The organism is Azospirillum sp. UFLA03-27, assembly GCF_059803775.1.
In genome coordinates this window covers 1-25,943 of sequence record NZ_JAUQTX010000078.1, presented here as the reverse complement: position 1 = coordinate 25,943, position 25,943 = coordinate 1, and the positions used below count along the sequence as shown (strand labels likewise).

General features: G+C 68.1%; 19 protein-coding genes and 1 tRNA gene. 14 read left to right on the top strand and 6 right to left on the bottom strand.

Going from position 1 to position 25,943, the window contains the following annotated elements:
• The first annotated feature begins 45 nt into the window (after positions 1 to 45).
• The 9 genes from nifV (at position 46) to Q4I23_RS13970 (ending at position 9,105) form a co-directional block, all read left to right on the top strand.
• A complete protein-coding gene (gene nifV / locus Q4I23_RS14010) occupies positions 46 to 1,191 on the top strand; it encodes a homocitrate synthase (RefSeq protein ID WP_498526600.1) in 1,146 nt (381 codons plus the stop codon).
• 13 nt (positions 1,192 to 1,204) lie between these two features.
• On the top strand, positions 1,205 to 2,077 hold the full coding sequence (gene cysE, locus Q4I23_RS14005) for a serine O-acetyltransferase (RefSeq protein WP_498526599.1): 873 nt from the start codon (positions 1,205 to 1,207) through the stop codon (positions 2,075 to 2,077).
• 17 nt (positions 2,078 to 2,094) lie between these two features.
• On the top strand, positions 2,095 to 2,418 hold the full coding sequence (nifW, locus tag Q4I23_RS14000; RefSeq protein WP_145622439.1) for a nitrogenase-stabilizing/protective protein NifW: 324 nt from the start codon (positions 2,095 to 2,097) through the stop codon (positions 2,416 to 2,418).
• 348 nt (positions 2,419 to 2,766) lie between these two features.
• Positions 2,767 to 3,618: an electron transfer flavoprotein subunit beta/FixA family protein gene (locus tag Q4I23_RS13995; protein ID WP_454019017.1), complete on the top strand. Its 852-nt coding sequence runs from the start codon at positions 2,767 to 2,769 to the stop codon at positions 3,616 to 3,618.
• A gap of 53 nt (positions 3,619 to 3,671) precedes the next feature.
• A complete protein-coding gene (locus Q4I23_RS13990; RefSeq protein ID WP_137102558.1) occupies positions 3,672 to 4,751 on the top strand; it encodes an electron transfer flavoprotein subunit alpha/FixB family protein in 1,080 nt (359 codons plus the stop codon).
• 30 nt (positions 4,752 to 4,781) lie between these two features.
• Complete coding sequence (locus Q4I23_RS13985) at positions 4,782 to 6,083, top strand: FAD-dependent oxidoreductase (protein ID WP_376996329.1); 1,302 nt, start codon at positions 4,782 to 4,784, stop codon at positions 6,081 to 6,083.
• On the top strand, positions 6,080 to 6,373 hold the full coding sequence (locus Q4I23_RS13980; protein ID WP_094305907.1) for a ferredoxin family protein: 294 nt from the start codon (positions 6,080 to 6,082) through the stop codon (positions 6,371 to 6,373). The genes Q4I23_RS13985 and Q4I23_RS13980 overlap by 4 nt, the downstream gene beginning before the upstream one ends.
• Positions 6,374 to 6,583: 210 nt before the next feature.
• Positions 6,584 to 6,883, top strand: a complete 300-nt coding sequence (locus tag Q4I23_RS13975; protein ID WP_014239762.1) for a hypothetical protein — start codon at positions 6,584 to 6,586, stop codon at positions 6,881 to 6,883.
• A 230-nt stretch (positions 6,884 to 7,113) separates the two neighbouring features.
• On the top strand, positions 7,114 to 9,105 hold the full coding sequence (locus tag Q4I23_RS13970; RefSeq protein ID WP_498526598.1) for a methyl-accepting chemotaxis protein: 1,992 nt from the start codon (positions 7,114 to 7,116) through the stop codon (positions 9,103 to 9,105).
• Between the two features lie 27 nt (positions 9,106 to 9,132).
• Here the strand turns inward: Q4I23_RS13970 and Q4I23_RS13965 are convergent, their stop codons facing one another.
• The 4 genes from Q4I23_RS13965 to recD2 all read right to left on the bottom strand — a co-directional run bounded on the left by Q4I23_RS13965 (position 9,133) and on the right by recD2 (position 16,437).
• Positions 9,133 to 12,114: a DUF3369 domain-containing protein gene (locus Q4I23_RS13965; protein WP_498526597.1), complete on the bottom strand. Its 2,982-nt coding sequence runs from the start codon at positions 12,112 to 12,114 to the stop codon at positions 9,133 to 9,135.
• A 145-nt stretch (positions 12,115 to 12,259) separates the two neighbouring features.
• Positions 12,260 to 13,045, bottom strand: coding sequence for a Crp/Fnr family transcriptional regulator (locus Q4I23_RS13960; RefSeq protein WP_498526596.1), 786 nt, complete (start codon positions 13,043 to 13,045; stop codon positions 12,260 to 12,262).
• Between the two features lie 235 nt (positions 13,046 to 13,280).
• A complete protein-coding gene (locus Q4I23_RS13955; RefSeq protein WP_145679138.1) occupies positions 13,281 to 13,892 on the bottom strand; it encodes a cold-shock protein in 612 nt (203 codons plus the stop codon).
• Positions 13,893 to 14,241: 349 nt separating this feature from the next.
• A complete protein-coding gene (recD2, locus tag Q4I23_RS13950) occupies positions 14,242 to 16,437 on the bottom strand; it encodes an SF1B family DNA helicase RecD2 (RefSeq protein ID WP_498526595.1) in 2,196 nt (731 codons plus the stop codon).
• Positions 16,438 to 16,677: 240 nt separating this feature from the next.
• On the opposite strand from recD2, the gene Q4I23_RS13945 reads away from it, so the two are divergent.
• Both Q4I23_RS13945 and Q4I23_RS13940 read left to right on the top strand, forming a co-directional pair.
• Complete coding sequence (locus tag Q4I23_RS13945) at positions 16,678 to 18,849, top strand: malate synthase G (RefSeq protein WP_498526602.1); 2,172 nt, start codon at positions 16,678 to 16,680, stop codon at positions 18,847 to 18,849.
• Positions 18,850 to 19,399: 550 nt separating this feature from the next.
• Positions 19,400 to 21,307 (top strand): methyl-accepting chemotaxis protein, encoded by a 1,908-nt coding sequence (locus tag Q4I23_RS13940; protein ID WP_498526594.1) that lies wholly within the window; start codon positions 19,400 to 19,402, stop codon positions 21,305 to 21,307.
• 112 nt (positions 21,308 to 21,419) lie between these two features.
• Here the strand turns inward: Q4I23_RS13940 and Q4I23_RS13935 are convergent.
• Positions 21,420 to 21,494 (bottom strand) — tRNA-Val (locus Q4I23_RS13935).
• A 234-nt stretch (positions 21,495 to 21,728) separates the two neighbouring features.
• On the opposite strand from Q4I23_RS13935, the gene Q4I23_RS13930 reads away from it, so the two are divergent.
• From Q4I23_RS13930 to glk, 3 genes are all read left to right on the top strand, one after another.
• Positions 21,729 to 22,607 (top strand): N-formylglutamate amidohydrolase, encoded by an 879-nt coding sequence (locus Q4I23_RS13930; protein ID WP_454019010.1) that lies wholly within the window; start codon positions 21,729 to 21,731, stop codon positions 22,605 to 22,607.
• Positions 22,608 to 23,068: 461 nt separating this feature from the next.
• Positions 23,069 to 24,466 (top strand): alpha,alpha-trehalose-phosphate synthase (UDP-forming), encoded by a 1,398-nt coding sequence (otsA, locus tag Q4I23_RS13925; RefSeq protein ID WP_498526593.1) that lies wholly within the window; start codon positions 23,069 to 23,071, stop codon positions 24,464 to 24,466.
• 10 nt (positions 24,467 to 24,476) lie between these two features.
• On the top strand, positions 24,477 to 25,451 hold the full coding sequence (glk, locus tag Q4I23_RS13920; protein ID WP_454019009.1) for a glucokinase: 975 nt from the start codon (positions 24,477 to 24,479) through the stop codon (positions 25,449 to 25,451).
• Between the two features lie 6 nt (positions 25,452 to 25,457).
• Here the strand turns inward: glk and Q4I23_RS13915 are convergent, their stop codons facing one another.
• Complete coding sequence (locus tag Q4I23_RS13915; RefSeq protein ID WP_498526601.1) at positions 25,458 to 25,901, bottom strand: uracil-DNA glycosylase family protein; 444 nt, start codon at positions 25,899 to 25,901, stop codon at positions 25,458 to 25,460.
• Positions 25,902 to 25,943 lie beyond the last annotated feature (42 nt).

Here is a 25,943-nt window from a genome sequence, read left to right as displayed (position 1 = left end):
GTTATAGTCTCGTGGGCTCGGAGATGTGTATAAGAGACAGACCGAATGCCGATGGCCGGTTCCACCATCATCAACGACACGACGCTGCGCGACGGGGAGCAGACGGCGGGGGTCGCCTTCACGCTCGACGAGAAGATCGCCATCGCCCGCGCGCTCGACGAGGCCGGCGTGCCGGAACTGGAGATCGGTATCCCCGCTATGGGGCCGGAGGAGCGCGAGGGCATCCGCGCCGTGGCCGCGCTGGGACTGAAGGCCCGGCTGATGGTCTGGTGCCGCATGCACGACACCGACCTGAAGGCGGCGCTGGACTGCAAGGTCGGCTTCGTCAACCTGTCGATGCCCGTCTCCGACATCCACATCACCAAAAAGCTGAAGCGCAGCCGCGCCTGGGCCTTGGCGGAGATCGAACGCAAGGTCAAGACGGCCCGCGACCACGGGCTGGAGGTCAGCCTGGGCGGTGAGGACTCCTCGCGCGCCGACATGGATTTCCTGATCGCCGCCGCGACGGTGGCGCAGGAGGCCGGCGCCCGCCGCTTCCGCTTCGCCGACACGCTGGGCGTGCTCGATCCCTTCCAGACGCGCGCCTGCATCGAACGGCTGCGCCGGGCCACCGACCTGGAGATCGAGATCCATTCCCACGACGACCTCGGCCTCGCCAACGCCAACTCTCTGGCCGCCGTGCTGGGCGGGGCGACCCAGGTCAATACCACTGTCAACGGGCTGGGCGAGCGCGCCGGCAACGCCCCGCTGGAGGAGGTGGTGGTGTCGCTGAAGGTGCTCTACGGGCTGCACACCGGTGTGGACACCCGCGCGCTGGGGGCGATCTCCGACCTCGTGGAGCGCGCCTCCAACCGGCCCGTGGCGGTCAACAAGTCGATCGTCGGCGACGCCGTCTTCACGCACGAGGCCGGCATCCACGTAGACGGGCTGCTGCGCGACCGCGCCACCTACCAGAATTTCGACCCCGCCGAGGTGGGGCGTGAGCATCGCATCGTGCTGGGCAAGCATTCCGGCACGGCTGGCGTGAAGATGGCCTACGGCCAGCTCGGCATCGCCTGCGACGACGCCATCGCCCAGGCGGTGCTGCCGCGGGTCCGCGCCCTCGCCACCCGCGCCAAGCGCGCCCCGACGGCGGAGGAGCTGGTCGCCTTCCACGACGACGCCACACGCTGGAGCGTCGTCACTTCGTGATCCGGAGGACCCCATGGCCGCGATCGACGCCCACCCGGACCTCGCCATGAATGAGACCAGCCTCTGGCGGCTGCTGCGCGAGGATGTCGCCTGCGTCTTCGACCGCGACCCGGCGGCGCGCAACGTCTTCGACGTGCTGACCTGCTACCCCGGCATCCACGCGCTGGTGGTCCACCGGCTGTCCAACGCCGCGTGGCGGCGGGGTCTGCGCTGGCCGGCGCGCTTCCTGTCCTATCTGGCCCGCGCCCTGACCAACATCGACATCCACCCCGGCGCCACCATTGGCCGCCGCTTCTTCATCGACCACGGGGCCGGCGTCGTCATCGGCGAAACGGCGGAGGTCGGCGACGACGTGACGCTCTACCACGGGGTGACGCTGGGCGGCACCTCCTGGACCAAGGGCAAGCGGCACCCGACGCTGGGCGACGGCGTGCTGGTCGGGTCCGGCGCCAAGATCCTGGGGCCGATCACCGTAGGCGCCCAGTGCCGCGTCGGCGCCAACTCCGTGGTGACCAAGGACGTGCCGGAGGGCATGACAGTGGTCGGCATCCCCGGCCGTGTCGTCCGACCGGACACCCAGCGCCGGCTGGCCGCCCACGGCATCGACCTCGACCACCATCTGATGCCCGACCCGGTCGGCAAGGCCATCGCCTGCCTGATCGACCACATCAACCGCATCGAGGCCCGGCTGGAAGCCCACGCGGCGGAGGAGGCCACGCGCCCCGCTCCGCCGCTAAGCGCGATCCGGCTGGACGACCTGCCGCTCGACGGCATCGTCTGCCGGAGCTGCGGCAACCTGTGCGATCAGGACGCCTGCGGCAAACACGACACTCCCGACCCCCACCCTCCCGACATCGGCGCCCGCGCCGATCACTACGTCATCTGAACGGAAAGGACCCCGCCATGAGCTTCAAGGACGATCTGGAGGATCTGGAGACCGCGGAGGACTTCCTGCGCTTCCTCGGCGTCACCTACGAACAGCGCGTGGTGAACGTGAACCGCCTGCACATCCTGCAGCGCTTCCACGACTATCTGTCCTCCGACACCGGCATGGAAGGGCTCGACGACGAGGGCATGGCCGCCCGCTACAGCGCCCATCTGGAGCGCGCCTATCAGGACTTCGTGGCGTCCAACGCCATCGCCGAGAAGACATTCAAGGTCCATCAGGAGGAAGCGCGCAAGATGGCCGACCGCTTCGTCCCACTGGACTCCCTGCTGCCGACCTGATCCGTTTCAACGTTCGTGTCCAAGACGGCCTGCGGACCCGCCCCTCCCGGCGAGCGTCCGCGGGCCGTTCTGCTTTCCAGTCATCCTTTCCCCTGGGCGGCCGTTGTCGGGTTTGTCCAGTAGGCGACAGAGGCCGGGCGGAGGTCGGGGATCGGGTCGGGCCACAACGGAAGCCCCCTGTTGAGAAGCCGACACGTCCGCTCTTTGTCGTTTTTGCGACAATCTCTCAACAGCCATAAAAATCATTCAATACAACAACTTACCGCAACAACTCAATATGGCACGCCGCTTGCTGGTAAGACCATAGCCACGCCGCGCGACAGGCGGCGGAATGTCAAGGAGACCGGGATGCACATCGTTGTCTGTATCAAACAGGTGCCCGACAGCGCCCAGATCCGCATCCACCCCGTGACGAACACGATCATGCGTCAGGGCGTCCCGGCCATCATCAACCCCTTCGACCTCTTCTCGCTGGAGGAGGCGCTGCGGATCAAGGACAAGGTCGGCGCGCGCGTCACCGTCCTGACCATGGGGCCGCCGATGGCCGAAACCTCGCTGCGCAAGGCGCTGTCGCTGGGCGCCGACGACGCGGTGCTGCTGACCGACCGCAAGTTCGCGGGATCGGACACGCTGGCGACCTCCTACGCCCTGACCTCGGCGATCCGGAAGCTGTCGGAGGAGGAGACGGTCGACCTGGTCTTCTGCGGCAAGCAGACGGTCGACGGCGACACCGCGCAGGTCGGTCCGGGCATCGCCACGCGGCTGGGTTTCCAGCAGCTCACCTACATCACGAAGATCGAATCGATCGACCAGGCCGCCAGGGAGATCGTCGTGCACCGCCGCTCCGAAGGCGGCGTGCAGGTGCTGAAGACCGCCCTGCCCTGCATGATCACGATGCTGGAAGGCACGAACACCATCCGCTTCGGCAAGATGGACGACATGTTCCGCGCCGCCCGCTACGGCCTGAAGACCTGGAACAAGGACACCACCGGCGCCGAAGAGACGAAGGTCGGGCTGAAGGGCTCGCCCACCGTCGTGTCGAAGGTCTTCGTGCCGAAGCCGCGCGCCCAGAAGGCGACGATGGTCGAGGCCGAGACCCCCACAGCGGAGGCCCAGGCCGCCGCCGCCGTGGAAGCCATCTTCGGCGCCCAGCCGAAACTCGCCGACGAGCTGCTCGCCCGCGCCGCCGCCGGCCTGTGACGCGCTGGCCTTGACGCGCCGTTCCTGACGAATCCTCCGCCGGAGACATCCCGATGAGCGAACCAAGCAAGCCGCAGGGACGCAAGTTCCAACTTCCCGAGCACCTGAAGGAATACAAGGGCATCTGGGTGATCGTGGAGCAGGAGCGCGGCTCCGTCCATTCCGTGTCGTGGGAGCTGGTGGGCGAGGCCCGCAAGCTCGCCGACAAGCTGGGGGTCGAGGTGGGGGCCGTGGTTCTGGGCGCCGACAGCCCGGAGCTGAACGCCATCTGCGGCGACGCCTTCACCTACGGCGCCGACGTCGTCTACAAGGTGACCGACCCGGTCCTGGCCGACTACCGCACCGATCCCTACACGCGGGTGATGACCGACGTGGTCAACACCTACAAGCCGGAGATCGTGCTGCTGGGCGCCACCACGCTGGGCCGCGACCTCGCCGGCGCCATCGCCACCACGCTCGCCACCGGCCTGACCGCCGACTGCACCGAGCTGGACATCTATATGGACAACCGGTCGCTGGCGGCCACCCGCCCGACCTTCGGCGGCACCCTGCTCTGCACCATCCAGACGCTGGCCTACCGGCCGCAGATGGCCACGGTGCGCCCGCGCGTGATGTCGATGCCCGACCGCGACGACAGCCGCACCGGCCGCGTCGTCGAGGTGTTTCCGAACCTGCGCGAGACCGACGTCATCACCAAGGTGCTGAGCTTCATCGCCGACCGCGAGCAGAACGAGGCACAGCTCGCCTTCGCCGACATCATCGTCGCGGCGGGCAAGGGGTTGGGCAAGCCGGAGAACCTGAAGCTGGTCTTCGACCTCGCCAAGGTTCTGGGCGGCGAGGTCGGGGTGACCCGTCCGCTGGTCCAGGCCGGCTGGACCGGCTTCGACCGTCAGGTCGGGCAGACCGGCAAGACGGTGCGCCCGAAGCTCTACATCGCCGCCGGCATCTCCGGCGCCATCCAGCACCGGGTCGGCATGGAGAAGTCCGACCTGATCCTGGCCATCAACACCGACCCCAACGCGCCGATCTTCGACTTCGCCCATCTCGGGCTGGTCGGCGACGCGCTGACCATCCTGCCGGCCCTGACCGACGCTTTCGGCAAGCGCCTGTCGGTCAACCGGCTGGCCGGCTAAGCAACCGGACGAACAGGAGCCACAAGGACCATGGTCGAAAAGTTCGACGCCATCGTCATCGGTGCCGGCCCGTCCGGCAACGCGGCGGCCTACACGCTGGCCAAGCAGGGCCTCAACGTTCTTCAGCTCGAGCGCGGGGAGTATCCCGGCGCCAAGAACGTCCAGGGCGGCATCATGTACGCCGCCGAGCTGGAAAAGATCATCCCGGACTTCCGCGAGGATTGCCCGACCGAGCGCCACATCATCGAACAGCGCATCTGGCTGCTCGGCGACGACAACTACATCGGCACCAACTACCGGTCGGAGGCTTTCAACAGCGACAAACCGAACCGCTACACGATCATCCGCGCCAACATCGACAAGTGGTTCTCCGAGAAGATCCGCGAGGCCGGCGGCCTGCAGATCTGCGAGACCACGGTGACGGAGCTGATTCGCGACGCCTCGGGCAAGGTGATCGGCGTGCGCACCGACCGCGAGGGCGGCGAGATCCACGCCGACGTGGTCATCATGGCCGACGGCGTGAACGCCCTGCTGGCCCGCCGCACCGGCTTCCAGCAGGAGCTGGCGCCGCAGAACGTCGCGCTGGCCGTCAAGGAGATCCTGTTCATCGACCCCGAGCTGATCCAGCAGCGCTTCGGCCTGAAGGACGAAGAGGGCGTGGTCATCGAGATCATGGGCAAGGTGACCAAGGGCATGGTCGGCACGGCGTTCCTCTACACCAACAAGGAATCGCTGACGATCGGCATCGGCTGCCTGATCTCCGACTTCAAGGAGGGCGCCATCCCGCCCTACAAGATGCTGGAGGACCTGAAGAACCACCCCGTCATCAAGCCGCTGATCGAAGGGGCGGAGATGAAGGAATACGCCGCCCACATGATCCCCGAGGGCGGCTACAAGGCGGTTCCGCAGCTCTACGGCGACGGCTGGATGGTGGTCGGCGACGCCGCCCACTTCAACAACGCCGCGCACCGCGAAGGCTCCAACCTCGCCATGGCGTCGGGCCGCATGGCGGCGGAGACGGTGATCGAGCTGAAGCAGGCCGGCAAGCCCTTCAACGCCGCCAACCTCGCCGCCTACAAGAAGAAGCTGGACGACAGCTTCATCATGAAGGACCTGAAGAAGTACCGGAACCTGCCGGGCATCATGCACGAGAACAAGCAGTTCTTCGGCGCCTATCCCGACACGCTGACCGCCGCCGCCCACAGCTGGTTCACCGTGGACAGCGTGGACAAGAAGACGAAGGAGAAGGAGATCATGAAGTCCTTCGTCAAGAAGCGCTCGATCATGGGTCTGGTCGGCGACGCAATCAAGCTGGTGAGGGCCGTGCGATGAGCATCGTGGTCAAGATCGAAGAGAAGCTGTACCAGAACCGCTACATCGTCGACGAGAGCCGGCCGCACATCCAGATCCGCAACGACGCGGTCTGCAAGTCCTGCGAGTCCCAGGCCTGCACCGTCTGCTGCCCGGCGGCCTGCTACACGAAGAACGAGACCGGCAGCGTGACGCTGGCCACCGACGGCTGCCTGGAATGCGGCACCTGCCGTGTGGTCTGCCAGGACAAGGAAAATATTCAGTGGGACTACCCGCGGGGCGGCTACGGCATCAGTTATAAGTTTGGTTGAGGAACGCACCGGCGGTCCTACGGCCTTCGCCGCTGGTCCGCCGGTCGTCTCCCTCTCCTATCCGCCATGACTGAAACCCCTTCCCGCTCCGCGGGGAGGGGTTTTCTTCGTTGCTCCCATCCGAATTTTCAGCCCGCCCAGCGGGTGCAGAAGGGACGAAGACTGCACATATCCGTTGTATCGAGACCCGCGGAACGAGGGAGACGGAACATGCAGCTTCGTGTCTGCTTCGAGAACATGAAGTCGGTCAACGTCAACGACGCGTCCATGATGCGGCATTATGCCGAAAGCTATCTCGCCGACTTCCGGCCAGAATGGGCAGGCTTCATCATGCTGCCGCACAACGAGACCCAGCGCGCCACGATGGAGCCGGCTTGGCAGATGCTGATCCGCAACGCCACGCCGGACATGGAACGCCGTCTGCTGGAGTATGTCCGGGGCAATCCGATGGCCGCCTACCATGTGCACATCTACCGCCGCGATCATGGGAACGAGGTCAAGGTCCATTGACGTCCGAGGGGTTGGACACGGGGCACCGCCCGTAAACACCCACCGGCTGTTCGGACAGGGCCCGGATCGCCCGGCCTGCTGTGCAGAGCAGAAGCAAGGAATCGCCGTTCGCGCCCATCCCGCGGACGGCGATTTTTTCGTTCCGTCCACGCCTGTCGCCTCCGAAACCCGCACCGTCGCACGACGATGGAAAAAAGCGGGTGCCTGTCGAAATCCGCGGGAAGTTTGCAATGCGCCTCTCCATCAAAATCCTTCTTCTTGTGGTCCTGAATCTTCTCGGCCTTCTGCTCGCCGTCAGCGACGTCGTCGGGCTGCGCGCACTCAACATGGCGAACGCCGACCTGCGGTCGGTGCATGACGAGCGCGTGCTGCCGCTGCGCAACCTGAAGATCATCTCGGACGCCTACGCCGTCTTCATCGTCGACGCCTCGCACAAGGCCCGCAACGGCAACTTCACCTGGGACGAAAGCTTGGCGTCGACCCGCAAGGCGAAGGAGGACATCCGGTCGCACTGGTCCGCCTATCTGGCCAACCCGCTCAACGCCGAGGAACAGGCCCTCGTCGATCAGATCAAGCCGGATATGGCCAAGGCCGACATCCTGATCGAGCGGCTGATCGGCATCCTGTCGGACAAGGACGGCCGGGCGCTGGATGGCTTTGTCCGGAAGGAGCTGTACCAGACCATCGACCCCGTCACCGACCGCATCGGCCTGCTGATCGACCTCCAGGTGCGCGTCGCCGGCGAGAATTATGAGGCGGCCCAGAAGACCTACGACATGGCCAGCATGACCGCCTGGACGCTGCTGGCCGTCGGCATCGCCATGGTGCTGCTGGGCGTGATGGTGGTGGTCCGCCGCGTCGTCGGCCCAGTCGGGCGCCTGACCGCCGCGATGCGGCGTATCGCCGATGGGGACTACGCCGAACCGGTGCCGGGAAGCGGCGGGCACGACGAGATCGGCGCGATGGCCCGCGCGGTGGAGGTGTTCAAGGCCAACGGGCTGGAGAACCAGCGCATGCGCCAGGAGCAGGAACGGCAGCGCGAGCAGGCCGAGATCGCCAAGCGCGACGCGCTGGAGAACATGGCCCAGACGGTGGAGCGCGAAACCCGCAACGCCGTGGACCGGGTGGCCGAGCGCACCGGGCAGATGGAAGGCAACGCCGCGGCCATGGCCCGGTCGGCGGACGCCGTCGGGGCGAACAGCCAGTCCGTGGCCGCCGCCGCGGAGCAGGCCCTGCGCAACGCCCAGACCGTCGCCGCCGCCTCGGAGGAACTGGCCGCTTCGATCCGCGAGATCGGCACCCAGGTGGCGCAGGCCAGCAGCATCACCCGAATCGCCGTGGAGAAGGGCGATCTGGCGCGCGGCACCATCCAGTCGCTGTCCAACGCCGTGCAGAAGATCGGTGACGTCGCCCAGCTCATTCAGACGATCGCCAGCCAAACCAACCTTCTGGCGCTGAACGCCACCATCGAAGCGGCACGGGCCGGGGAAGCCGGCAAGGGCTTCGCCGTGGTGGCCAGCGAGGTGAAGAATCTGGCGAACCAGACCGCGCAGGCGACCGAGGACATCGCCACCCAGATCGGCGAGATCCAGGCCGCGACCGGCGGGGCCGTGGCCGCCGTCTCCACCATCACCGACAGCATCACCGAGGTCGATCAGGTGGCCGCCGCCATCGCCGCCGCGATGGAGGAACAGGCTGCCGCGACCCAGGAGATCAGCCGGAACGTCAACCAGACCGCCGACGCCGCGCGCGAGGTCTCCCGCCGCATCGCCGAGGTCTCCAGCGAAGCGCAGGCCACCGGCGACCGCGCGTCCGACGTGCGCACCGTCGCCGACGACGTCTCGGGGAGCATCGACGAGCTGCGCGGCATCCTGGTCCGTGTCGTCCGCACCTCGATGAGCGAGGTGGACCGTCGCCGCGAGGCCCGCTACGCGGTGGAACTGCCCGCCCGCGCCGACACCCCCGCCGGCAATCGGATCTGCCGCCTGCACAACCTGTCCTCCAGCGGTGCTGCGCTGCAGGTGTGGGACGGCGCCACGAACGGCGCGCGGGGCACGCTGCACATCGACAGCTTCGGCATGCCCCTGCCCTTCACCGTCGTGACGGTCGAGACCCAGAGCTGCCACGTCCGTTTCGAGCTGCCAGACGAGGCGAAGGCCGGCTTCGAACAGCGGTTCAACGCGCTGGTCCGTGACCGCGCCCTGCGGCCGATGGCCGCCTGATCGACTGATGGGGATGGCGCCGGCTCGCTAAGCCGGCGCCATCCCATGAATGTAGGCGGCGGCACGGCCAAGTTCATGGTCGGCGCGGGCGACCAGCCCGCCGATGCCGTCCAGCCTCCGGTCCACGCAGGCCAGCTCGATGGCGTCGCTCGCCGCGGCGAGATCGCGCGCGCCCACCGTGCGGGAGGACCCCGCCAGCTTGTGGGCGGCCTGACGCACGCCGTCCCAATCCTCCGCCGCGTGGGCGGCGACCAGACGGTCGCGGCTGGCGCTGTTGGAGATGATGAACTCCTGCAGCAACTGCCCGACGAACTCCATGTCCCCATCGAACAGCGTCGCCAGCACGCCCACGTCGATGGGCGGCGCGTCGGGGCGGTAGTCCGGCGTCGCGACGGATGCCGAGGGAACCGGCGCCGGTTCGGACGCGGGCATGGACGGCAAGTGGCGGTCCAGCAAGCGGCGAAGCTGGCCGATCTCCACCGGCTTCGACACGGCGTCGTCCATCCCCGCGGACAGGCAGCGCTGGGCCTCGCCGGCCATGGCGTTGGCGGTGACCGCGATGATGGGCAGGCGCGGGCGCCCTTTCGCCGCCTCCTCGGAACGGATCAGGCGGGTCAGCTCGAAGCCGTCCATCTCCGGCATCTGGCAGTCGGTCAGCAGAAGCGCGTAATCGCCGGCGCGCCACAGGGCCAGCGCCTGGACGCCGTCCTCCGCCATATCCGCCGTATGGCCGAGCAGGGCGAGCTGCCGCTGGATGACCTGTCGGTTGGTCGGATGGTCCTCGGCCACCAGGATGCGCGGCGGGGTCGCCGTTCCATCTGCCGCCTGGGACGCTCCGGCCGGGCCGGGATGCCCCACCTCGGCCTCGACCGCCGGCCCGCGGCCCGCGGCGGCCAGCACGGCGCGCACCAGATGGCCGCGGCGCACCGGGCGGGCCAGACCGACCGCGTCGATCAGGGAGCCACGCCCGCCCAGCAGCACCCGCCCGCGCGCCAGCCCAAGCGCTGCGGTGTCCAGCGCCTGCAAATCCGCTTCCGAAGTGGTGAGCACGACGTCGCAGGGCGTGCCGGGCGGCAGGGCCCGCATCCCCGCCACCGCGTTCGGCGCGTCCAGCAGCACGGCACCGTCGGTGTTCAGGTAGCGGGCGAGGAACCGCCGTTCTTCCGCATCGGAGGCCAGGAGCAGCACCGACAGCCCGGCCAGCGGCGGAGCCGCGACGCCCGCGGCGTCGCCGTCCGCGGCAAGATCGGCGGTGAAGGTGAACCAGAAGGTGGAACCGCGGCCGGGCTCGCTCGTCATTCCGACTTCGCCGCCCATCAGCTCGGCGAGACGACGGCAGATCGACAGACCCAGCCCGGTGCCGCCGAAGCGCCGGGTGGTCGAGGCTTCCGCCTGGGTGAAGGAGCGGAACAGCTGGGCCTGCGCTTCCGTGGCGATGCCGATGCCGGTGTCGGTCACGGTGATCCGGATGGTCGCCCGCCCGTCCTCGAACCGCGCCAGCTCGGCGCGGATGCGGACCGAGCCGGAGGGGGTGAACTTCACGGCATTGCCGGCGATGTTGAACAGCACCTGCCGGATGCGCACCGAATCGCCCATGACCAGCGGCGGCAGGTCGGGATCGACGTAGGTGACCAACGTCAGGTCCTTCTGTCGCGCCGCCGGGGCCAGCGTCTCGGCCACTCCCTCCACCACCGACGACAGCGACACCGGGGCGCGCTCCAGATCCAGCCGCCCAGCCTCGATCTTCGAGAAGTCCAGGATGTCGTTGATGATGGTCAGCAGCGCCCCCGCCGAATCGCGCACGACGGAGACCAGTTCCTGCTGCTCGGGGGTCAGCGGCGTGTATTCCAGAAGCTCCAGCATGCCCTGGACGCCGTTCATCGGGGTGCGGATCTCGTGGCTCATCGTCGCCAGGAACAGCGACTTGGCCTGATTGGCCGCCTCCGCCTCCGCCCTTGCCGCCTCCGCCGCCTCGGTCGCGGCCACCAGCTCGCTGGTGCGGTCGGCCACCTGGTTTTCCAAGTTGCGGTTCAGCGCCGTCAGCTCCTCGTACAGATGCACGTTGTCGAAGCCGACCGCGACCTTGGAGCAGAAGACCTCCAGCAGCCGCCGCTCGTCCTCCGTCAGGGGGCGCCGGTGGCTGATGTGGAACACGGTGTCGTGGTGCCGCGAGGTGGAGCGGAAGACCAGCAGGCTGCGCTCCCGCTCATACCGGTTCCGCCCGTCGGCCAGCGCCTGCGTCACCGCCTCCGCCGCCTCCGCCGGAAGGGCGGCGCGCACCGGCTTGCCCTCCGCCGCCGCATGGATGCCGCCGGCCCCCAGGACCAGCGGGTCGCGCGCGGCACCACCGGTTTCCTCCTCCGTCCAGCGGCTGCACAGGGCGATCCCGTCGCAGGGCGGGCAGATCTCGGCGATCTTCGCCACCGCGCCGCGGACGAACTCCGCCATGGTCCGCTTGTCGAGCAGGGCGGAGGAGGCGTCCAGGATGCGCTCCAGCCCCTGGCGGTGGTCCTCGATGGCGGTGATGTCCTGATAGCCGCGCAGGGCGGCGACGACCGAGGTGAACAGCTTCTGCGCCGTCAGCTCCGTCTTCGATTTGTAGTCGTTGATGTCGTAGTTGAGGATGACGTCGCGTTCCGGCGCCTGCCCCGGCTGGCCGGTGCGCAAGATGATGCGCACCCGCCGGTTGTTCAGCTCGCTGCGGATCATGCGCACCAGCCGCAGACCGGCGTCGTCCGATTCCATCACCACGTCCAGAAGCACCACGGCGATGGCTGGGTTCTGCTCCAGCAGGCTGCGCGCCTCCGCCGCGGTTCCGGCGGACAGGAACTGCGCCGGACGGCCTTCGAAGGTGAAGCCGCGCAGGACCATCTTGGTGGTCGCGTGGATCGCGGGATCGTCGTCGACGATCAGGATGATCCATGGATCGACGGGCTCCGGCGCCGTTTCCCTCGCCGTGTCGGCCTCGATACCCGGCTCGTCGTCGGCGAAAAGAAACTCGTCGCTCATCGAACTCCCTCCGCACCGCCGGCAGTGTCCGGTCGCGGGAGGATATCACAGGGCCGCCGCGCGTGAACATGCTCCTGCGGCCTGCCACAACCCTTCATCGGCAAGGCACCGAGACCGATGACAACCCCAAACTGCGCCCCGCCCATCAGCCGCCGTGGTCGCCACCCGCGGCATCGGCGTTGCAGAAGCGGCGCAACGCGTCTAGGTCGGCGACGGACACCGTCCCGCCCTGTGTCTCCACCCCAACGCCGCGCAGCTTCGCCAGCGCGCGGGAGAAGGTTTCCGGCTGCATGCCGAGGCGCCGAGCGATCAGCGCCTTGTCGAAGGGCAGCGCGAAGCTGGTGGCGCCGCCCCCCTCCGGACAGAAGCGCAGCAGGAAGCTGCCGACCCGCTGCGCCGTCGGCTGCACCTGCAACTGCTCGATCTGCTGAACGAGATGGCGCAGCCGCACCGACAGCGACCCCAGCATGGCGAAGGCGATCTGGTCGTCCTCGCGCAGGCAGCGGGCGAAGCCCTCCGCCGTCAGGGTCATGACGCGCGAGTCGGCCACCGCCTCCGCGCAGACCGGGAACTTGCCGCTGGCGAACATGGCGGCCTCGGCGAAGGTCTCGCCGGGGGCGACGATGGTCACCACCGCCTCCGCCCCGTCGCGGGTCAGGCGGTAAAGCTTCACCCAGCCGTCGAGCAGCGCGAAGAAGCGGTCGGCGTCCTCGTCCTGAACGAACAGGGTGGTGCCGCGCGGCACCGTGCGCACCTGCGCGGTGCTGACGAGAAGTTCCAGAGAGCGGTCGGGCAGGCGCCCGAACAGCGCGTTGGACCGCAGCGTTGCGGCATCCTGGGGCCGGAAGCCCGGCGGATCGTTCCTCATGCCTTCCCTCACCTCTTCACCCTCCCCCACAGTCTCGGCCGGGATGCCCAGCGGACGGGCCATTCTGTCGCACCGGCGATGGACGTTCCGCGCCGTCGGCACGCCCCCACACCGCCGTGTCCCGGGACCCGCGGGTCCATGCCGCCCTGGCACTGTCGCAGCATGCACAAGGTTTGGGCAAGATGGGGATTCACCACAACGACGCCGGAGCCTTGGGCAATGGCATCGGCGGCCCGGAAACGAACCGGGGCGCCTCCTTGCGGAGGCGCCCCGGCCGTTCTTCAAAGGCTGAAGAGGCTTAGCGGTACTCGACCTTGCCGGCCTCAGGACCCTTCTGGCCCTGGCGGACGGTCACGCGCACCTGATCGCCTTCCTGGAGCGACTGCATGCCGGAGCGACGCAGAACGTTCACATGGACGAAGACGTCCTTGCCACCGGTGCTCGGCGTGATGAAGCCGAAGCCCTTGTCGGCGTTGAACCACTTGACGGTGCCGTCGACCTCTTCGCCGCCGCCGGCGTCGTTGCCCCAGCCGCCGCGGTCGTAACCGCCGCCGCCGCCGCCGTAGCCGCCACGGTCATAGCCGCCGCCGCCAAAGCCGCCGCCGGCGCCCGCGCGGGCCGGACGGGCCGGAGCGCGGGACGCGGTGGACGTGTCCACGGATTGAATGGAAGCAACCTGCGGGCCCTTCGGGCCGCGGGCGAGGTCGCAAACGATGGTCGCGCCTTCGTCGAGCGCGTCATAGCCGGCGGCCTGAACCGCGGAGACGTGCAGGAAGGCGTCGGGCGAACCGTCCTCGGGGGACACGAAGCCGAACCCCTTGGTGGGGTTGAACCACTTCACAGTGGCGGTAACGTTGGCCTTGGTGATCTCGGGAGCGCGGTAGCCCTGGCGGGGCGGGCGGTCGAACATGTGTCTTCAAGCTCATAAAGGATGCCGAATTATCTTTGTCACAGGGTACGAGCCGTCCGTCAAGCACGCCAAAGGCCAGACGCCCTTTCCTGCGACATTCGGCCAGGGGAAATCCGCCCGTTCGGAAGGGGTGCCGGTCCCGAAGACGCCCGGCACTGCCCACGGCGGCCTCCGCGCGCCCTCCCCCGCCCCGGCTCGGGGAAGGGAGGAGTTTCTTTCGCCAATTGAATAACTTAGGACATCTTCCACACTTTTCGTAAGAGGACGCGCCGCATACCGGGGCAGGCACCGCAAACGCCGCGCGCATACGTCTGTGACAAAATCCCGACATGGTTGTCTTTGCCAAGGGTCATAGAGGCGCCAGCCATTCCCCCAGTTTCGTCCAGCGCCGCCGCCCCTGCGTCCCACGCACCGCCATGGCGAGCGCGCGGCGCTGGCCGAGCATGACCACGAGCCGCTTGCCCCGCGTCACGCCGGTATAGATCAGGTTGCGGTGGAGCATCGTGTAATGCTGGGTCACCACCGGGATGACAACCACCGGGTATTCGGACCCCTGGCTCTTGTGAATCGTTGTCGCGTAGGCCAGGACGATCTCGTCCAATTCTCCGAAATCATAGGTCACCGGACGGCCGTCGAAGGTGGCGGTCAGCACACCTTCTTCGGTATCAACGGCGGATACGATGCCGAGATCGCCATTGTAGACCTCCTTGTCGTAGTTGTTCTCAACCTGCATGACCTTGTCGCCGGGACCAAAGGTCCAGCCGAATCGCTCGACTCGGGACTCGCCCGGTGGGTTCAGCACCCTCTGCAATTCGATGTTCAGTGAGCGTGCGCCGAGGCCCCCGCGATTCATCGGGCAGAGGATTTGCACGTCGCGCACCGGGTCGGCGCCGAATCGGCGGGGAATGCGGTCGCGGACCATCTCGATCAGCTTCGCCACCCCGGCCTCCGGAGTCGTCGCCTCGACGAAGTAGAAGTCGCTGTCCTCCCCGGCCTTCGGCATCTCCGGCATCTGGCCGGCGTTGATGCGGTGGGCGTTGACGATGATGCGGCTGGTCGCCGCCTGCCGGAAGATCTCGGTCAGCCGCACCACCGGCACCGCGCCGGAGCCGATCACGTCGCCCAGCACCTGCCCCGGCCCAACCGAGGGCAGCTGGTCCACGTCGCCGACCAGCAGGAGGGCGGCCCGCCCCGGCACGGCGCGCAGCAGGGCGTTCATCAGTGGCACGTCGACCATGCTGGTCTCGTCCACCACCAGCAGGTCGCAGTCCAGCGGGTTGGTCTCGTCGCGCTTGAAGCCGCCGGCCTGCGGGTCGGTCTCCAGCAGGCGGTGGATGGTCCGCGCCTCCAGCCCGGTGCTCTCGCTCAGCCGCTTGGCGGCGCGGCCCGTCGGGGCGGCCAGCGCGATCGACACGCCCTTGGCCTTCAGCATGGTCAGGATGCTGTTCACCAGCGTCGTCTTGCCCACCCCCGGACCGCCAGTGATGACCAGCAGCTTCGACGTCGCCGCTTGGCGCAGCGCCTCCCGCTGCCCTTCGGCCAGCGTGATCCCGGCCTTCGCCTCCACCCAGGGAATGGCCTTCTCCGCGTCGATCTCCGGCCAGGGCACGGGGCCGCCGGCCAGCCGGCGCAGCCGCTCGGCAATAGCCCGCTCCGCCCGGTGCAGGCTCGCCAGGAACAGGCAGGGCTCGTCGCCCAGGCTGTCGGCGACCACCGCGCCGTCCTGCCGCTCCAGCTCCGCCGCGGTCTCCAGGATGGACGCGTCGATCTCCAGCAGCTTCACGGCCATGGGGATCAGCTCGGCCACCGGCACGCCGCAATGGCCCTGGTCGGTCGCCTCGGCCAGCGCGTAGGCGATGCCGGCCCGCGCCCGGATCATCGCGGTCTTCTCGATGCCCAGCCGGGCGGCCACCGCGTCCGCCGTCTTGAAACCGATGCCGCGGATGTCGCGGGCCAGCCGGTACGGGTTCTCGGTGATCAGCCGGATGGCGTCCGGCCCGTAGGTCTTGAAGATGCGCACGGCGCGCGAGGTGCCGACCCCGTGGCTGTGCAGGAAGATCATGATCTCGCGGATCACCTTCTGGTCGGCCCAGCCGGCGATGATGCGCTGCGCCCGCTTCGGCCCGATGCCGGTGACCTGCCGCAGCCGGTCCGGCTCCTGCTCGATCACGTCGAACACCGCCTCGCCGAAGGCCTTGACCATCTTCTTGGCGTAGACCGGCCCGATGCCGCGGATCAGGCCGGAGCCGAGATACTTCTCGATCCCCTCCACCGTGGTCGGCGGGGTGGCGCGCAGGAAGTCCGCCTTGAACTGGAGCCCATGGTTGCGGTCGTTCACCCAGGCGCCGCTGGCCTGAACGAACTCCCCGGCGCCGATGGTGGCGGCGTGGCCGACCAGCGTGACGAGGTCACGCTGCCCGCGCACCTTCAGCCGCAGCACGCAGAATCCCGTCTCCGGGCTGTGGAAGGTCACCCGCTCCACCAGCCCCGACAGCGGTTCCCGCGGGGGTCCCGCCGCGGTGGAGGCATCGCCGGATATGCTCATGCCACCCAACATAGGTGCTGGCGGGCCTTTGGGGGAGTTCCCCGCGCAACCGCCGCGGCGCGGCAATTCGGGGGAAGACCGCGACGCCGCGAATGTGTACCTTGTCGCGCGAATCCCGCGCCGGACACCGGACCGAACGGACCGCGCCGGAGCGGGATTGCGGTGAAAAAAACGTCAGCCAAAGAACGACAAACCGAAAAACCGCGGTGTCTACGACTTCGGAAGGAAAGAGCAGCAATGGTGACGGAACGCATTCAGGTTGGCGGCTTGCAAGTTGCCACGGAGCTTCACCGCTTCATCGAGAACGAAGCCCTGCCGGGCACCGGCGTGACGCCGGAGCAATTCTGGTCGGGCCTTGACGCAATCCTCCACGCACTGGCCCCGCGCAATCGCGCGCTGCTGGCCAAGCGGGACGCGCTCCAGGCCCAGATCGACGAGTGGTACCGCAGCCGCCGCGGCCAGCCGCTGGACCGCGCCGCCCACACCGAATTCCTCAAGGAAATCGGCTATCTCCTGCCGGAAGGCCCGGACTTCGCCGTGACGACCGAGAACGTCGATCCGGAAATCTCCACGACCGCCGGCCCGCAGCTCGTCGTGCCGGTGATGAACGCCCGCTACGCACTGAACGCCGCCAACGCCCGCTGGGGCAGCCTGTACGACGCGCTCTACGGCACCGATGCCATCCCCGACACGGACGGGGCGGAGCGCACCGCCGGCTACAACCCGAAGCGCGGCGAGAAGGTCATCGCCTTCGCCCGCGACGTTCTGGACCGCGCCGCGCCGCTATCCGACGGGTCGCACGCCGACGCCGCCGGCTACACGGTGGACAACGGCCACCTCGTCGTCGCGCTGAAGGACGGCCGCAGCACGGGTCTGGCCGAGCCGGAGCGTCTGGTCGGCTACAACGGCGCGCCGTCCGCCCCGACCGCCATCCTGCTGGCCGACAACGGCCTGCACATGGAAATCCGCATCGACCGCAGCCACCCGATCGGCAAGACCGACGCGGCGGGCGTCGCCGACCTCGTGCTCGAATCCGCCCTGACCACCATCCAGGACTGCGAGGACTCCGTCGCCGCCGTGGATGCCGAGGACAAGGTGCTGGCCTACCGCAACTGGCTGGGCCTGATGACCGGCGCCCTGACCGCCAGCTTCCCCAAGGGCAGCGGCACGGTGGAGCGCCGTCTGAACCCCGACCGCAGCTACACCAGCCGCAACGGCGAGACGATCACCCTGCCCGGCCGCAGCCTGATGCTGATCCGCAACGTCGGTCACCTGATGACCAACAGCGCGGTCCTGCTCAAGGACGGCAGCGAGGCGCCGGAAGGCATCCTCGACGGCATGATCACCTCGCTGATCGCGCTGCACGACATCAAGGGTCCCCGCCTCAACAGCCGCGCCGGCTCGGTCTACATCGTGAAGCCGAAGATGCACGGGCCGGAGGAGGTCGCCTTCGCGGACGAGCTATTCGCCCGCGTCGAGGACGCGCTGGGCATCGCGCGCAACACGCTGAAGATGGGCATCATGGACGAGGAGCGCCGCACCACGGTGAACCTCAAGGAGTGCATCCGGGCCGCGGCGGCGCGCGTGGTGTTCATCAACACCGGCTTCCTCGACCGCACCGGCGACGAGATGCACACGGCCATGGAAGCCGGCCCGATGATCCGCAAGAACGACATGAAGTCGTCCGCCTGGATCAAGGCCTATGAGGACTGGAACGTGGACACCGGCCTGCTCTGCGGGCTCAAGGGCCACGCCCAGATCGGCAAGGGCATGTGGGCGATGCCCGACCGCATGGCCGACATGCTGGCCGCCAAGGTCGCCCACCCGCAGGCCGGCGCCAACACCGCCTGGGTGCCCTCGCCCACCGCCGCCACGCTGCACGCCCTGCACTACCATCAGGTCAACGTCGCCGCCCGCCAGGAGGAGCTGGCCCGGCGCGAGCGCGCCAGCCTGGACGCCATCCTGACCATCCCGCTGGCCGACCGCCCCAATTGGTCGGAAGAGGAGATCCAGCAGGAGCTGGACAACAACGCCCAGGGTATCCTCGGCTACGTCGTGCGCTGGATCGACCAGGGCGTCGGCTGCTCCAAGGTGCCGGACATCAACAATGTCGGGCTGATGGAGGACCGCGCCACCCTGCGCATCTCCAGCCAGCACATCGCCAACTGGCTGCTCCACGGCATCACCACCGAGGCGCAGGTCATGGAGACGATGAAGCGCATGGCCGCCGTGGTGGACAAGCAGAACGCCGGCGATCCGCTCTACCGCCCGATGGCCGCCGACTTCGACGGCAGCGTCGCCTTCCAGGCCGCCTGCGACCTCGTCTTCAAGGGCCGCGAGCAGCCGAACGGCTACACCGAGCCGGTGCTGCACCGCCGCCGCATCGAGGCCAAGGCAAAAGCCGCCGGCTGAGCCGACACGCCCCCCGGCACGCACCGCAGGCCCATTTCCGGAGGCCCTTCCCCGTTCGCGGGGGAGGGCCTTTTCTTTGCAACCCTGCAATAAAATGACCAGAACCAGGACACACAATCACGCCCCACAGGAAACAAAACAAAAATATTTGATTGCAAACAAAACTGCCGTCCGCTCACAACCTTTTTCCGAACAAACTCCCGCCCACGAACGTCTGATCATCGTACGAACCCTTTTCATACAGGAAACAAACCTTTTTCATAAGGCAAACACCCGCCATTAATTCGTAATAGGAACAACGGAAAACTTGATTCCAGGCTCGATTGGATGAATTGTCCGGCCGGAACATCTGATGGCGGCAAGTCCGCAGCAGAAATATATGGAATGGAGCATTGTCATGAATTTCTTGCACGCCATGACCATCAAACGAAAGACAACGCTGGTCTCGGTGTTTGTTTTTATCGTCATGGCGGTCGCAACATTCTCTGTCGGGACCGAAACATCGCGTCAGGAGCGTCACCTGCTCCACGTCCGCCAGACCGCGGACGAGGTGAGCGGCAAAGTGGTGCCGCTGAGCGAGCTGATCGCCAACATCCGTTACGACGTGGCTCAGGTGCAGCAGTGGTTGACCGACGTGTCTGCGACGCGCGGGCTGGATGGGCTGGATGACGGGCCGGCGAAGGCGGACGAGCACGCGAAGGGCTTCGCCCAGCACGCCGAGGCGGCCCATGCCATTGCGCGGGCGCTGGGGCTGACGGAGATGGTGCGGAGCATCGCCGCCACCCAGGCCGCCTTCCCGCCCTTCTATGAGCTGGGCCAGCGCATGTCCCGCGCCTACGTCGACGGCGGCCCATCGGCGGGGAACGCCATGATGGGGCAATTCGACGCCGCGGCCGAAGGCATGGACAAGGAGATGGAGCGGCTCCTCTCCACCATGGAGAAGGTGCGCTGGGATCGGCTGAACGGCCTCGACGCGGCGGTCACCAACATCGAATCCTCCACCGCCACGCTGAAGACCCTGCTGATCACGACGGCCACGGTCACGCTCCTTCTGATCGCCGCCTCCATCGTCTTCCTGCGCCGGGCCGTGGTCGGGCCGATTGACCGGATGCGGCTTACCATGACCGACATGGCCGCCGGCAACCTGCGGGCGGAGGTCGGATTCGAGGAGCGCGGCGACGAGATCGGCCAGATGGCCGATGCCGTGCGCGTCTTCCGCGAAGCCGGCCTGGAGAACGAACGCCTGCGCGCCGAACAGGAACATGCCCGCGCGGCCGGGGAAGAAGAGCGGCGCCAAGCCCTGGCCACCATGGCCGACACGGTGGAGCGCGAAACCCGCGCCGCCGTGGAGCAGGTGGCCCGGCACGCCGGGCAGATGGCCAGCAACGCCGAAGCGATGGCCGCTTCCGCCGGAATGGTCAGCGACAACGCCCAGAATGTCGCCGCCTCGGCAAGCCAGGCGCTGTCCAACGCCCAGACCGTCGCTGCGGCGGCCAACGAGCTGTCGGCCTCGATCCGCGAGATCGGACGGCAGGTGACCGCATCGGCATCGGTGACCGGACAAGCCGTGGAGAAGGCCGGTTCCGCCAGCGCGATCATCGGCCATCTGTGGGAGGCGGTGGAGCGCATCGGCGCGGTTGCCCGCCTGATCGGCGACATCGCCAGCCGGACGAACCTGCTGGCGCTGAACGCCACCATCGAGGCGGCCCGAGCCGGGGATGCCGGAAAGGGCTTCGCGGTGGTGGCGCAGGAGGTCAAGAACCTCGCCAGCCAGACCGCCCGCTCCACCGAGGAGATCGCCACGCTGATCACCGATGTGCAGTCGGTCACCAAGCAGGCCGTGGACCGGGTGGGCGAGGTTGCCGCGACCATCGACCAGGTCTCCGACATCTCCTCCTCCATCGCCGCCGCGGTCGAGGAGCAGGACGCCGCCACCCAGGAGATTGCCCGCACGGTCAACGAGACCAGCCACGCCGCGCAAGAGGTGTCCAGCCGCATCGCGCTGGTGTCCGAGGAGGCCAACCAGACCGGCGAGCGGGCCGGCGGCATGCGCGCCGTCGCCGGGGACGTGGCGCGGAGCATCGACGACCTGCAGAGCATCCTGGTGCGCGTGGTCCGCACCGCGACCAGCGACGTCGACCGCCGTCGCAACACGCGCTTCCCGATCGACCTGCCCTGCACCATCGACGGCGCCGGTGCCGGCACGGGCAGCAAGGCGCGGATCGCCAATCTCTCGTCCGGCGGCGCGATGATCATGGACGCGCCGATGATGACCGTGGGCACCCCCGGCACCCTGCGTGCGCCCGGCCTGTCCCGCCCCGTGCCCTTCACGGTAAACGCCTGCGAGCCGCGACAACTGCACGTGAAGTTCTACGTGCCGGAGGCCGACCAGCCGGCGTTGGACCGCGATCTGGAAGCCCTGGTGCGCGGCGCGGCGGCGAACCGCAGCGCGGCCTGACGCACGACGCCGCAAGGCCCTTGCCCACCGGGGCGAGGGCCGACACCAGTCGGATGGCAAAGCCCAGATATGGCGAAGGCCGGAAACCCGTCTGGGTTCCGGCCTTCGAGGATGGTGGGCGCGACAGGGATTGAACCTGTGACCCCTACGATGTCAACGTAGTGCTCTCCCGCTGAGCTACGCGCCCATCCGTGTCGCCGGTCGGTTCGGGGTTCGGCATCCGTCTTGCGTCCCGTCCGGCGTGGGCGTGGGGTGTACCATCATCCCGGAGGTCTGGCAAGCCTGGATTTCACTTTTTTGCAGCCCGACGACGAACGCGGCCATTTTTTCCGCCGGCGGGACGGCAGGCGCCTCACATCTGTTGGGGCGTGAGCGGGACGGTGCGTGACAGAGCCGTCCGGGTCCACTACATCACAGTGCCATGGATGCTTCCGTCGACGCCGCCACACCGGAGCCGGCCTTCGAACTTCTGGCCCCGGACGAACAGACCAAGCCGCTGGTGCTGGCCTCGCCGCACAGCGGCAACCGCTATCCGGCCGAGTTCCTGGCAGCGGCGCGGCTCGACCCGCGCGCACTGCGCAAGTCGGAGGACTGCTTCGTCGACGAGATCTTCGCGGGCGCTCCGGCGTTGGGCATACCGCTGATCCGCGCGCTGTTCCCCCGCGCCTTCCTGGACGTCAACCGCGAAGCCTACGAGCTGGACCCGGAGATGTTCGCCGACCCCCTGCCGCCCTATGTGAACACGCGCTCGCCGCGCGTGGCCGCGGGGCTGGGCACCATCGCGCGGGTGGTCGCCAACGGCGAGGACATCTACCGCGGCAAGCTGCGCTTTTCCGAAGCGGTGCGGCGGGTGGAACAGTGCTACACCCCCTACCACGCCGCGCTGCGCCGACTGATCGAGGACACCCGCGCCCGCTTCGGCCACGCGGTGCTGATCGACTGCCATTCCATGCCCTCCCCCGGCCTGGGCGACCGCGACAACCGGCGCAGCGACATCGTGCTGGGGGACTGTTTCGGCAATTCCTGCGCCCCTGCGGTCACCGAGACGGCGGAGCGGTTCCTGCGCGGTCTGGGTTACACCGTCAGCCGCAACGCGCCCTACGCCGGCGGCTACACCACCCGCCATTACGGACGCCCGCGCCAGGGTGTCCATGTGCTCCAGATCGAAATCAGCCGCGACCTCTACATGGACGAGGCCACGCTGTCGCGTTTGCCCTTCCTGACCGTCCTGACCCGGCACATGCATGAGATGGTGGACAACATCGCCCACCTGCCACCCACCCCCCTTGCCCCGCGCTGACCAGCCCGTCGCGCCGGGCCGCGCACAAAAAAAGGCCGGGGCAAAGGCCCCGGCCCGAGTCTAGGGAGGAAACGCCCAAGAAGTGCGTTACGGCACCGCCCGCGTCGCAGACACGATCGATGCCGCACTGCACAATATGATGACGTCCCGTTCAGGGATCAAGAGGGAAAATGTTTTTGCATGTCATTCAATGGTTTAACCAAAGTTAAGACAAAGCTTCGACGCGGCGCAAACAGCCGTTTATGCTGCATTGCACACAGAATCCCGGCCCTGCTCCCGCACAATCTGGGGCTGGCGGCGCGCCCGCCAACCCACCCCGGTCCTTCGGCATAACCCATTCGACCGATAGGGAACCAACCCCCCACACGGTCGTTTTGTCCCTGCGCGTCCCGGGGTCTGCCCCGTCACACGCGATTCGGCCGCCTTTTCAAGCGGCCGTCCGGCACCGGAGAACCACCCACGTGAGCAGACTGGTCGTCGTATCCAACCGCGTCGCCCCCATCGACGAAGGCAAGCAGGCCGCCGGGGGCCTCGCCGTGGCCGTGCTGGCCGCGCTGAAAAAGACCGGAGGCATCTGGTTCGGCTGGAGCGGCACGGTGGTCGAGGAGGAATCGCAGAGCGAACCCCGGCGCACCGACGTCGGGCGCCTGACCTACGCGACGCTGGACCTCAGCCGCCGCGACTTCGAGGAATACTACAACGGCTTCGCCAACCAGACCCTGTGGCCGCTGTTCCACTACCGCGTCGGCCTGATCGAGGTCAGCCGCCGTACGCGCGAAGGCTACAAGCGGGTCAACGGCTATTTCGCGGAGAAGCTGGTCCCGCTGCTGCGCCCCGACGACATGGTGTGGGTCCATGACTACCACCTGATCCCCTTCGGCGAGGAATTGCGCCAGCGCGGCTGCACCCAGCGCATGGGCTTCTTCCTGCACACGCCTTTTCCGGCCCCGGAGATCCTGGTGGCCCTGCCGAACCACCGGGAGCTGATCCGGGAGCTGTGCGCCTACGACCTCGTCGGCTTCCACACCCAGGTCGACCTGCGCAGCTTCGCCGACTACATCCGGCAGGAGCTGAACGGCGAGGTGGAGGACCGCGGCCCCGAGGGCGGCATGCTGATCCACGCTTTCGGCCGCACGCTGCTGGCCCGCGCCTTCCCCATCAGCATCGACACCGAAAATCTGGTGGGCATCGCCGAGACCGCCGCCCGCTCCCGACACACCCAGCGGCTGAAGGAGAGCCTCGTCGGGCGGCGGCTGATCATCGGGGTGGACCGGCTGGACTACTCGAAGGGCCTGCCGCAGCGCTTCCAGGCCTTCGAACAGCTCCTGGCGGCCTATCCGGAGCATTGCAACCGCGTCTCTTTCCTCCAAGTCGCGCCGCCGAGCCGGGAGGACGTGCCGGAATACATCGCCATCAAGCGCGAGCTGTCGGAGCTGTCGGGCCGCATCAACGGACGCTTCGCCGAATTCGACTGGGTGCCGATCCGTTACCTGAACAAGAGCTTCGGACGGCGCGTGCTGGCCGGCTTCTACCGCACCGCCCATGTCGGGCTGGTGACTCCGCTGCGCGACGGCATGAACCTCGTCGCCAAGGAGTATGTGGCCTGCCAGGACGCCGACGATCCCGGCGTGCTGGTGCTGTCCACCTTCGCCGGAGCCGCGCGGGAACTCGATTCAGCGCTGATCGTCAATCCCTTCGATATCGAGGCGGTGGCCGACGCCCTCCAGCGCGCCCTGACCATGTCGCTGCCCGAGCGCAAGGAGCGCCACGCCGCGATGATGCGCACCCTGCGCAGCCACGACATCGGCTGGTGGCGGGAAAGCTACGTCGATGCCTTGACGCGCGCGCCGTACGGGTGAAACTGATCCCATGACCACAGACCGCAACGCCGTTTCCGGCCCCGTCACCCTGGTCGCCGACATCGGCGCCACCAACGCCCGCTTCGGCCTGATCGACGGCACGGGCATCCACGGTTCGCGCGTGCTGCGCTGCGCCGACTTCCCGTCGCTGGAGGCGGCGGCGCTCGCCTATCTGGGCGGCGTGGCGCACGACGCCCGGCCCAGCCGCGGCGCCTTCGCCATCGCCGGACCGGTGACCGGCGACGCGGTGCTGATGACCAACCGCGGTTGGTCCTTCTCCACGGCCGAGGTGCGCGGCAAGCTGGGGCTGGAGCGGCTGGCCGTCATCAACGACTTCACCGCCGTCGCCCTGTCGGTGCCCCGCCTCACCGCCGCCGACGTCCGTCAGGTGGGCGAGGGAGCGCCGGTGCCGGGCCGCGTCGTCGGCGTGGTCGGGCCGGGCAGCGGGCTGGGCGTGTCGGGGCTGGTGCCCGGTACCGAGGGATGGACCGCGCTGGCCGCGGAGGGCGGCCATGTCACCATGGCCCCAGTCAGCGACCGCGAGAGCGCCGTCCTGGCCCAGCTCCGCAAGAGCTTCGACCATGTGTCGGCGGAGCGGGTGCTGTCCGGGCCGGGGCTGGTCAATCTCTATCAGGCGCTGTGCGTCCTCGACCACCAAGAGCCGGAACCCTTCACCCCGGCCCAGGTGTCGGATGCCGCGACCGCCAACACCAACCCGCATTGCGTGGAGGCGGTAGAGATGTTCTGCGCGATGCTCGGCACCGTGGCGGGCAACCTCGCCTTGACGCTGGGCGCGCGCGGCGGCATCTACATCGCGGGCGGCATCGTGCCGAAGCTGGGCACCCTGTTCACCCACTCCCGCTTCCGCAAGCGCTTCATGGAGAAGGGCCGGATGCGCGACTTCCTGGCCCCCATCCCGACCTACGTCATCACCCACGAGCTTCCCGCCTTCCTGGGTCTGGCCGAGGCTGCGGAGCGGGCGTAACGGCGCTCAGGCCGTTAACCGAGAGGCGGCCAGTTTCAGGTCGGCCAGGAAGGTCGGCTGCTCGGCGAGCTGACCGCGCAGGATGTAGCTGGGGTGGAAGGTCGCCACCACCTCCGCCCCCGGCACGAGGCGGCAGGGCTGGACCGTGCCGCGCAGCTGCATGATCCCGTTCAGCCCGGTCAGCGCCCACAGCGGCGTGCGGCCCAGCGCGACGATGACACGGGGGGCGAAGCCCTCCAGCGTTCGCTGCAGATGATCGATCTCGCCGGAGAAGTCCGCCAGCACCCAGTCGGAGGTGCCGAACGGCCCCCAGCGCTCATCCAGCGCCCGCCCCTCCTTCTTCGCACGGGTGCGGGAGGCGAAGAAATGTCCCACCTTGTTGCCCGGCGGCTGGTAGCGGAAGACGTTGGCAACGAGGCATTCCGCCCGCTCCACCCCGGCCGCCTTCAGCGCTGTCTCTTATACACATCTCCGAGCCCACGAGACTATAAC

What these genes read in the sequence shown, in the direction of transcription:
- nifV (WP_498526600.1), top strand. Translation starts at nt 46, where the DNA reads ATGCCGATGGCCGGTTCCACCATCATCAACGACACGACGCTGCGCGAC.
- cysE (WP_498526599.1), top strand. Translation starts at nt 1,205, where the DNA reads ATGGCCGCGATCGACGCCCACCCGGACCTCGCCATGAATGAGACCAGC.
- nifW (WP_145622439.1), top strand. Translation starts at nt 2,095, where the DNA reads ATGAGCTTCAAGGACGATCTGGAGGATCTGGAGACCGCGGAGGACTTC.
- Q4I23_RS13995 (WP_454019017.1), top strand. Translation starts at nt 2,767, where the DNA reads ATGCACATCGTTGTCTGTATCAAACAGGTGCCCGACAGCGCCCAGATC.
- Q4I23_RS13990 (WP_137102558.1), top strand. Translation starts at nt 3,672, where the DNA reads ATGAGCGAACCAAGCAAGCCGCAGGGACGCAAGTTCCAACTTCCCGAG.
- Q4I23_RS13985 (WP_376996329.1), top strand. Translation starts at nt 4,782, where the DNA reads ATGGTCGAAAAGTTCGACGCCATCGTCATCGGTGCCGGCCCGTCCGGC.
- Q4I23_RS13980 (WP_094305907.1), top strand. Translation starts at nt 6,080, where the DNA reads ATGAGCATCGTGGTCAAGATCGAAGAGAAGCTGTACCAGAACCGCTAC.
- Q4I23_RS13975 (WP_014239762.1), top strand. Translation starts at nt 6,584, where the DNA reads ATGCAGCTTCGTGTCTGCTTCGAGAACATGAAGTCGGTCAACGTCAAC.
- Q4I23_RS13970 (WP_498526598.1), top strand. Translation starts at nt 7,114, where the DNA reads ATGCGCCTCTCCATCAAAATCCTTCTTCTTGTGGTCCTGAATCTTCTC.
- Q4I23_RS13965 (WP_498526597.1), bottom strand. Translation starts at nt 12,114, where the DNA reads ATGAGCGACGAGTTTCTTTTCGCCGACGACGAGCCGGGTATCGAGGCC.
- Q4I23_RS13960 (WP_498526596.1), bottom strand. Translation starts at nt 13,045, where the DNA reads ATGGCCCGTCCGCTGGGCATCCCGGCCGAGACTGTGGGGGAGGGTGAA.
- Q4I23_RS13955 (WP_145679138.1), bottom strand. Translation starts at nt 13,892, where the DNA reads ATGTTCGACCGCCCGCCCCGCCAGGGCTACCGCGCTCCCGAGATCACC.
- recD2 (WP_498526595.1), bottom strand. Translation starts at nt 16,437, where the DNA reads ATGAGCATATCCGGCGATGCCTCCACCGCGGCGGGACCCCCGCGGGAA.
- Q4I23_RS13930 (WP_454019010.1), top strand. Translation starts at nt 21,729, where the DNA reads ATGGATGCTTCCGTCGACGCCGCCACACCGGAGCCGGCCTTCGAACTT.
- glk (WP_454019009.1), top strand. Translation starts at nt 24,477, where the DNA reads ATGACCACAGACCGCAACGCCGTTTCCGGCCCCGTCACCCTGGTCGCC.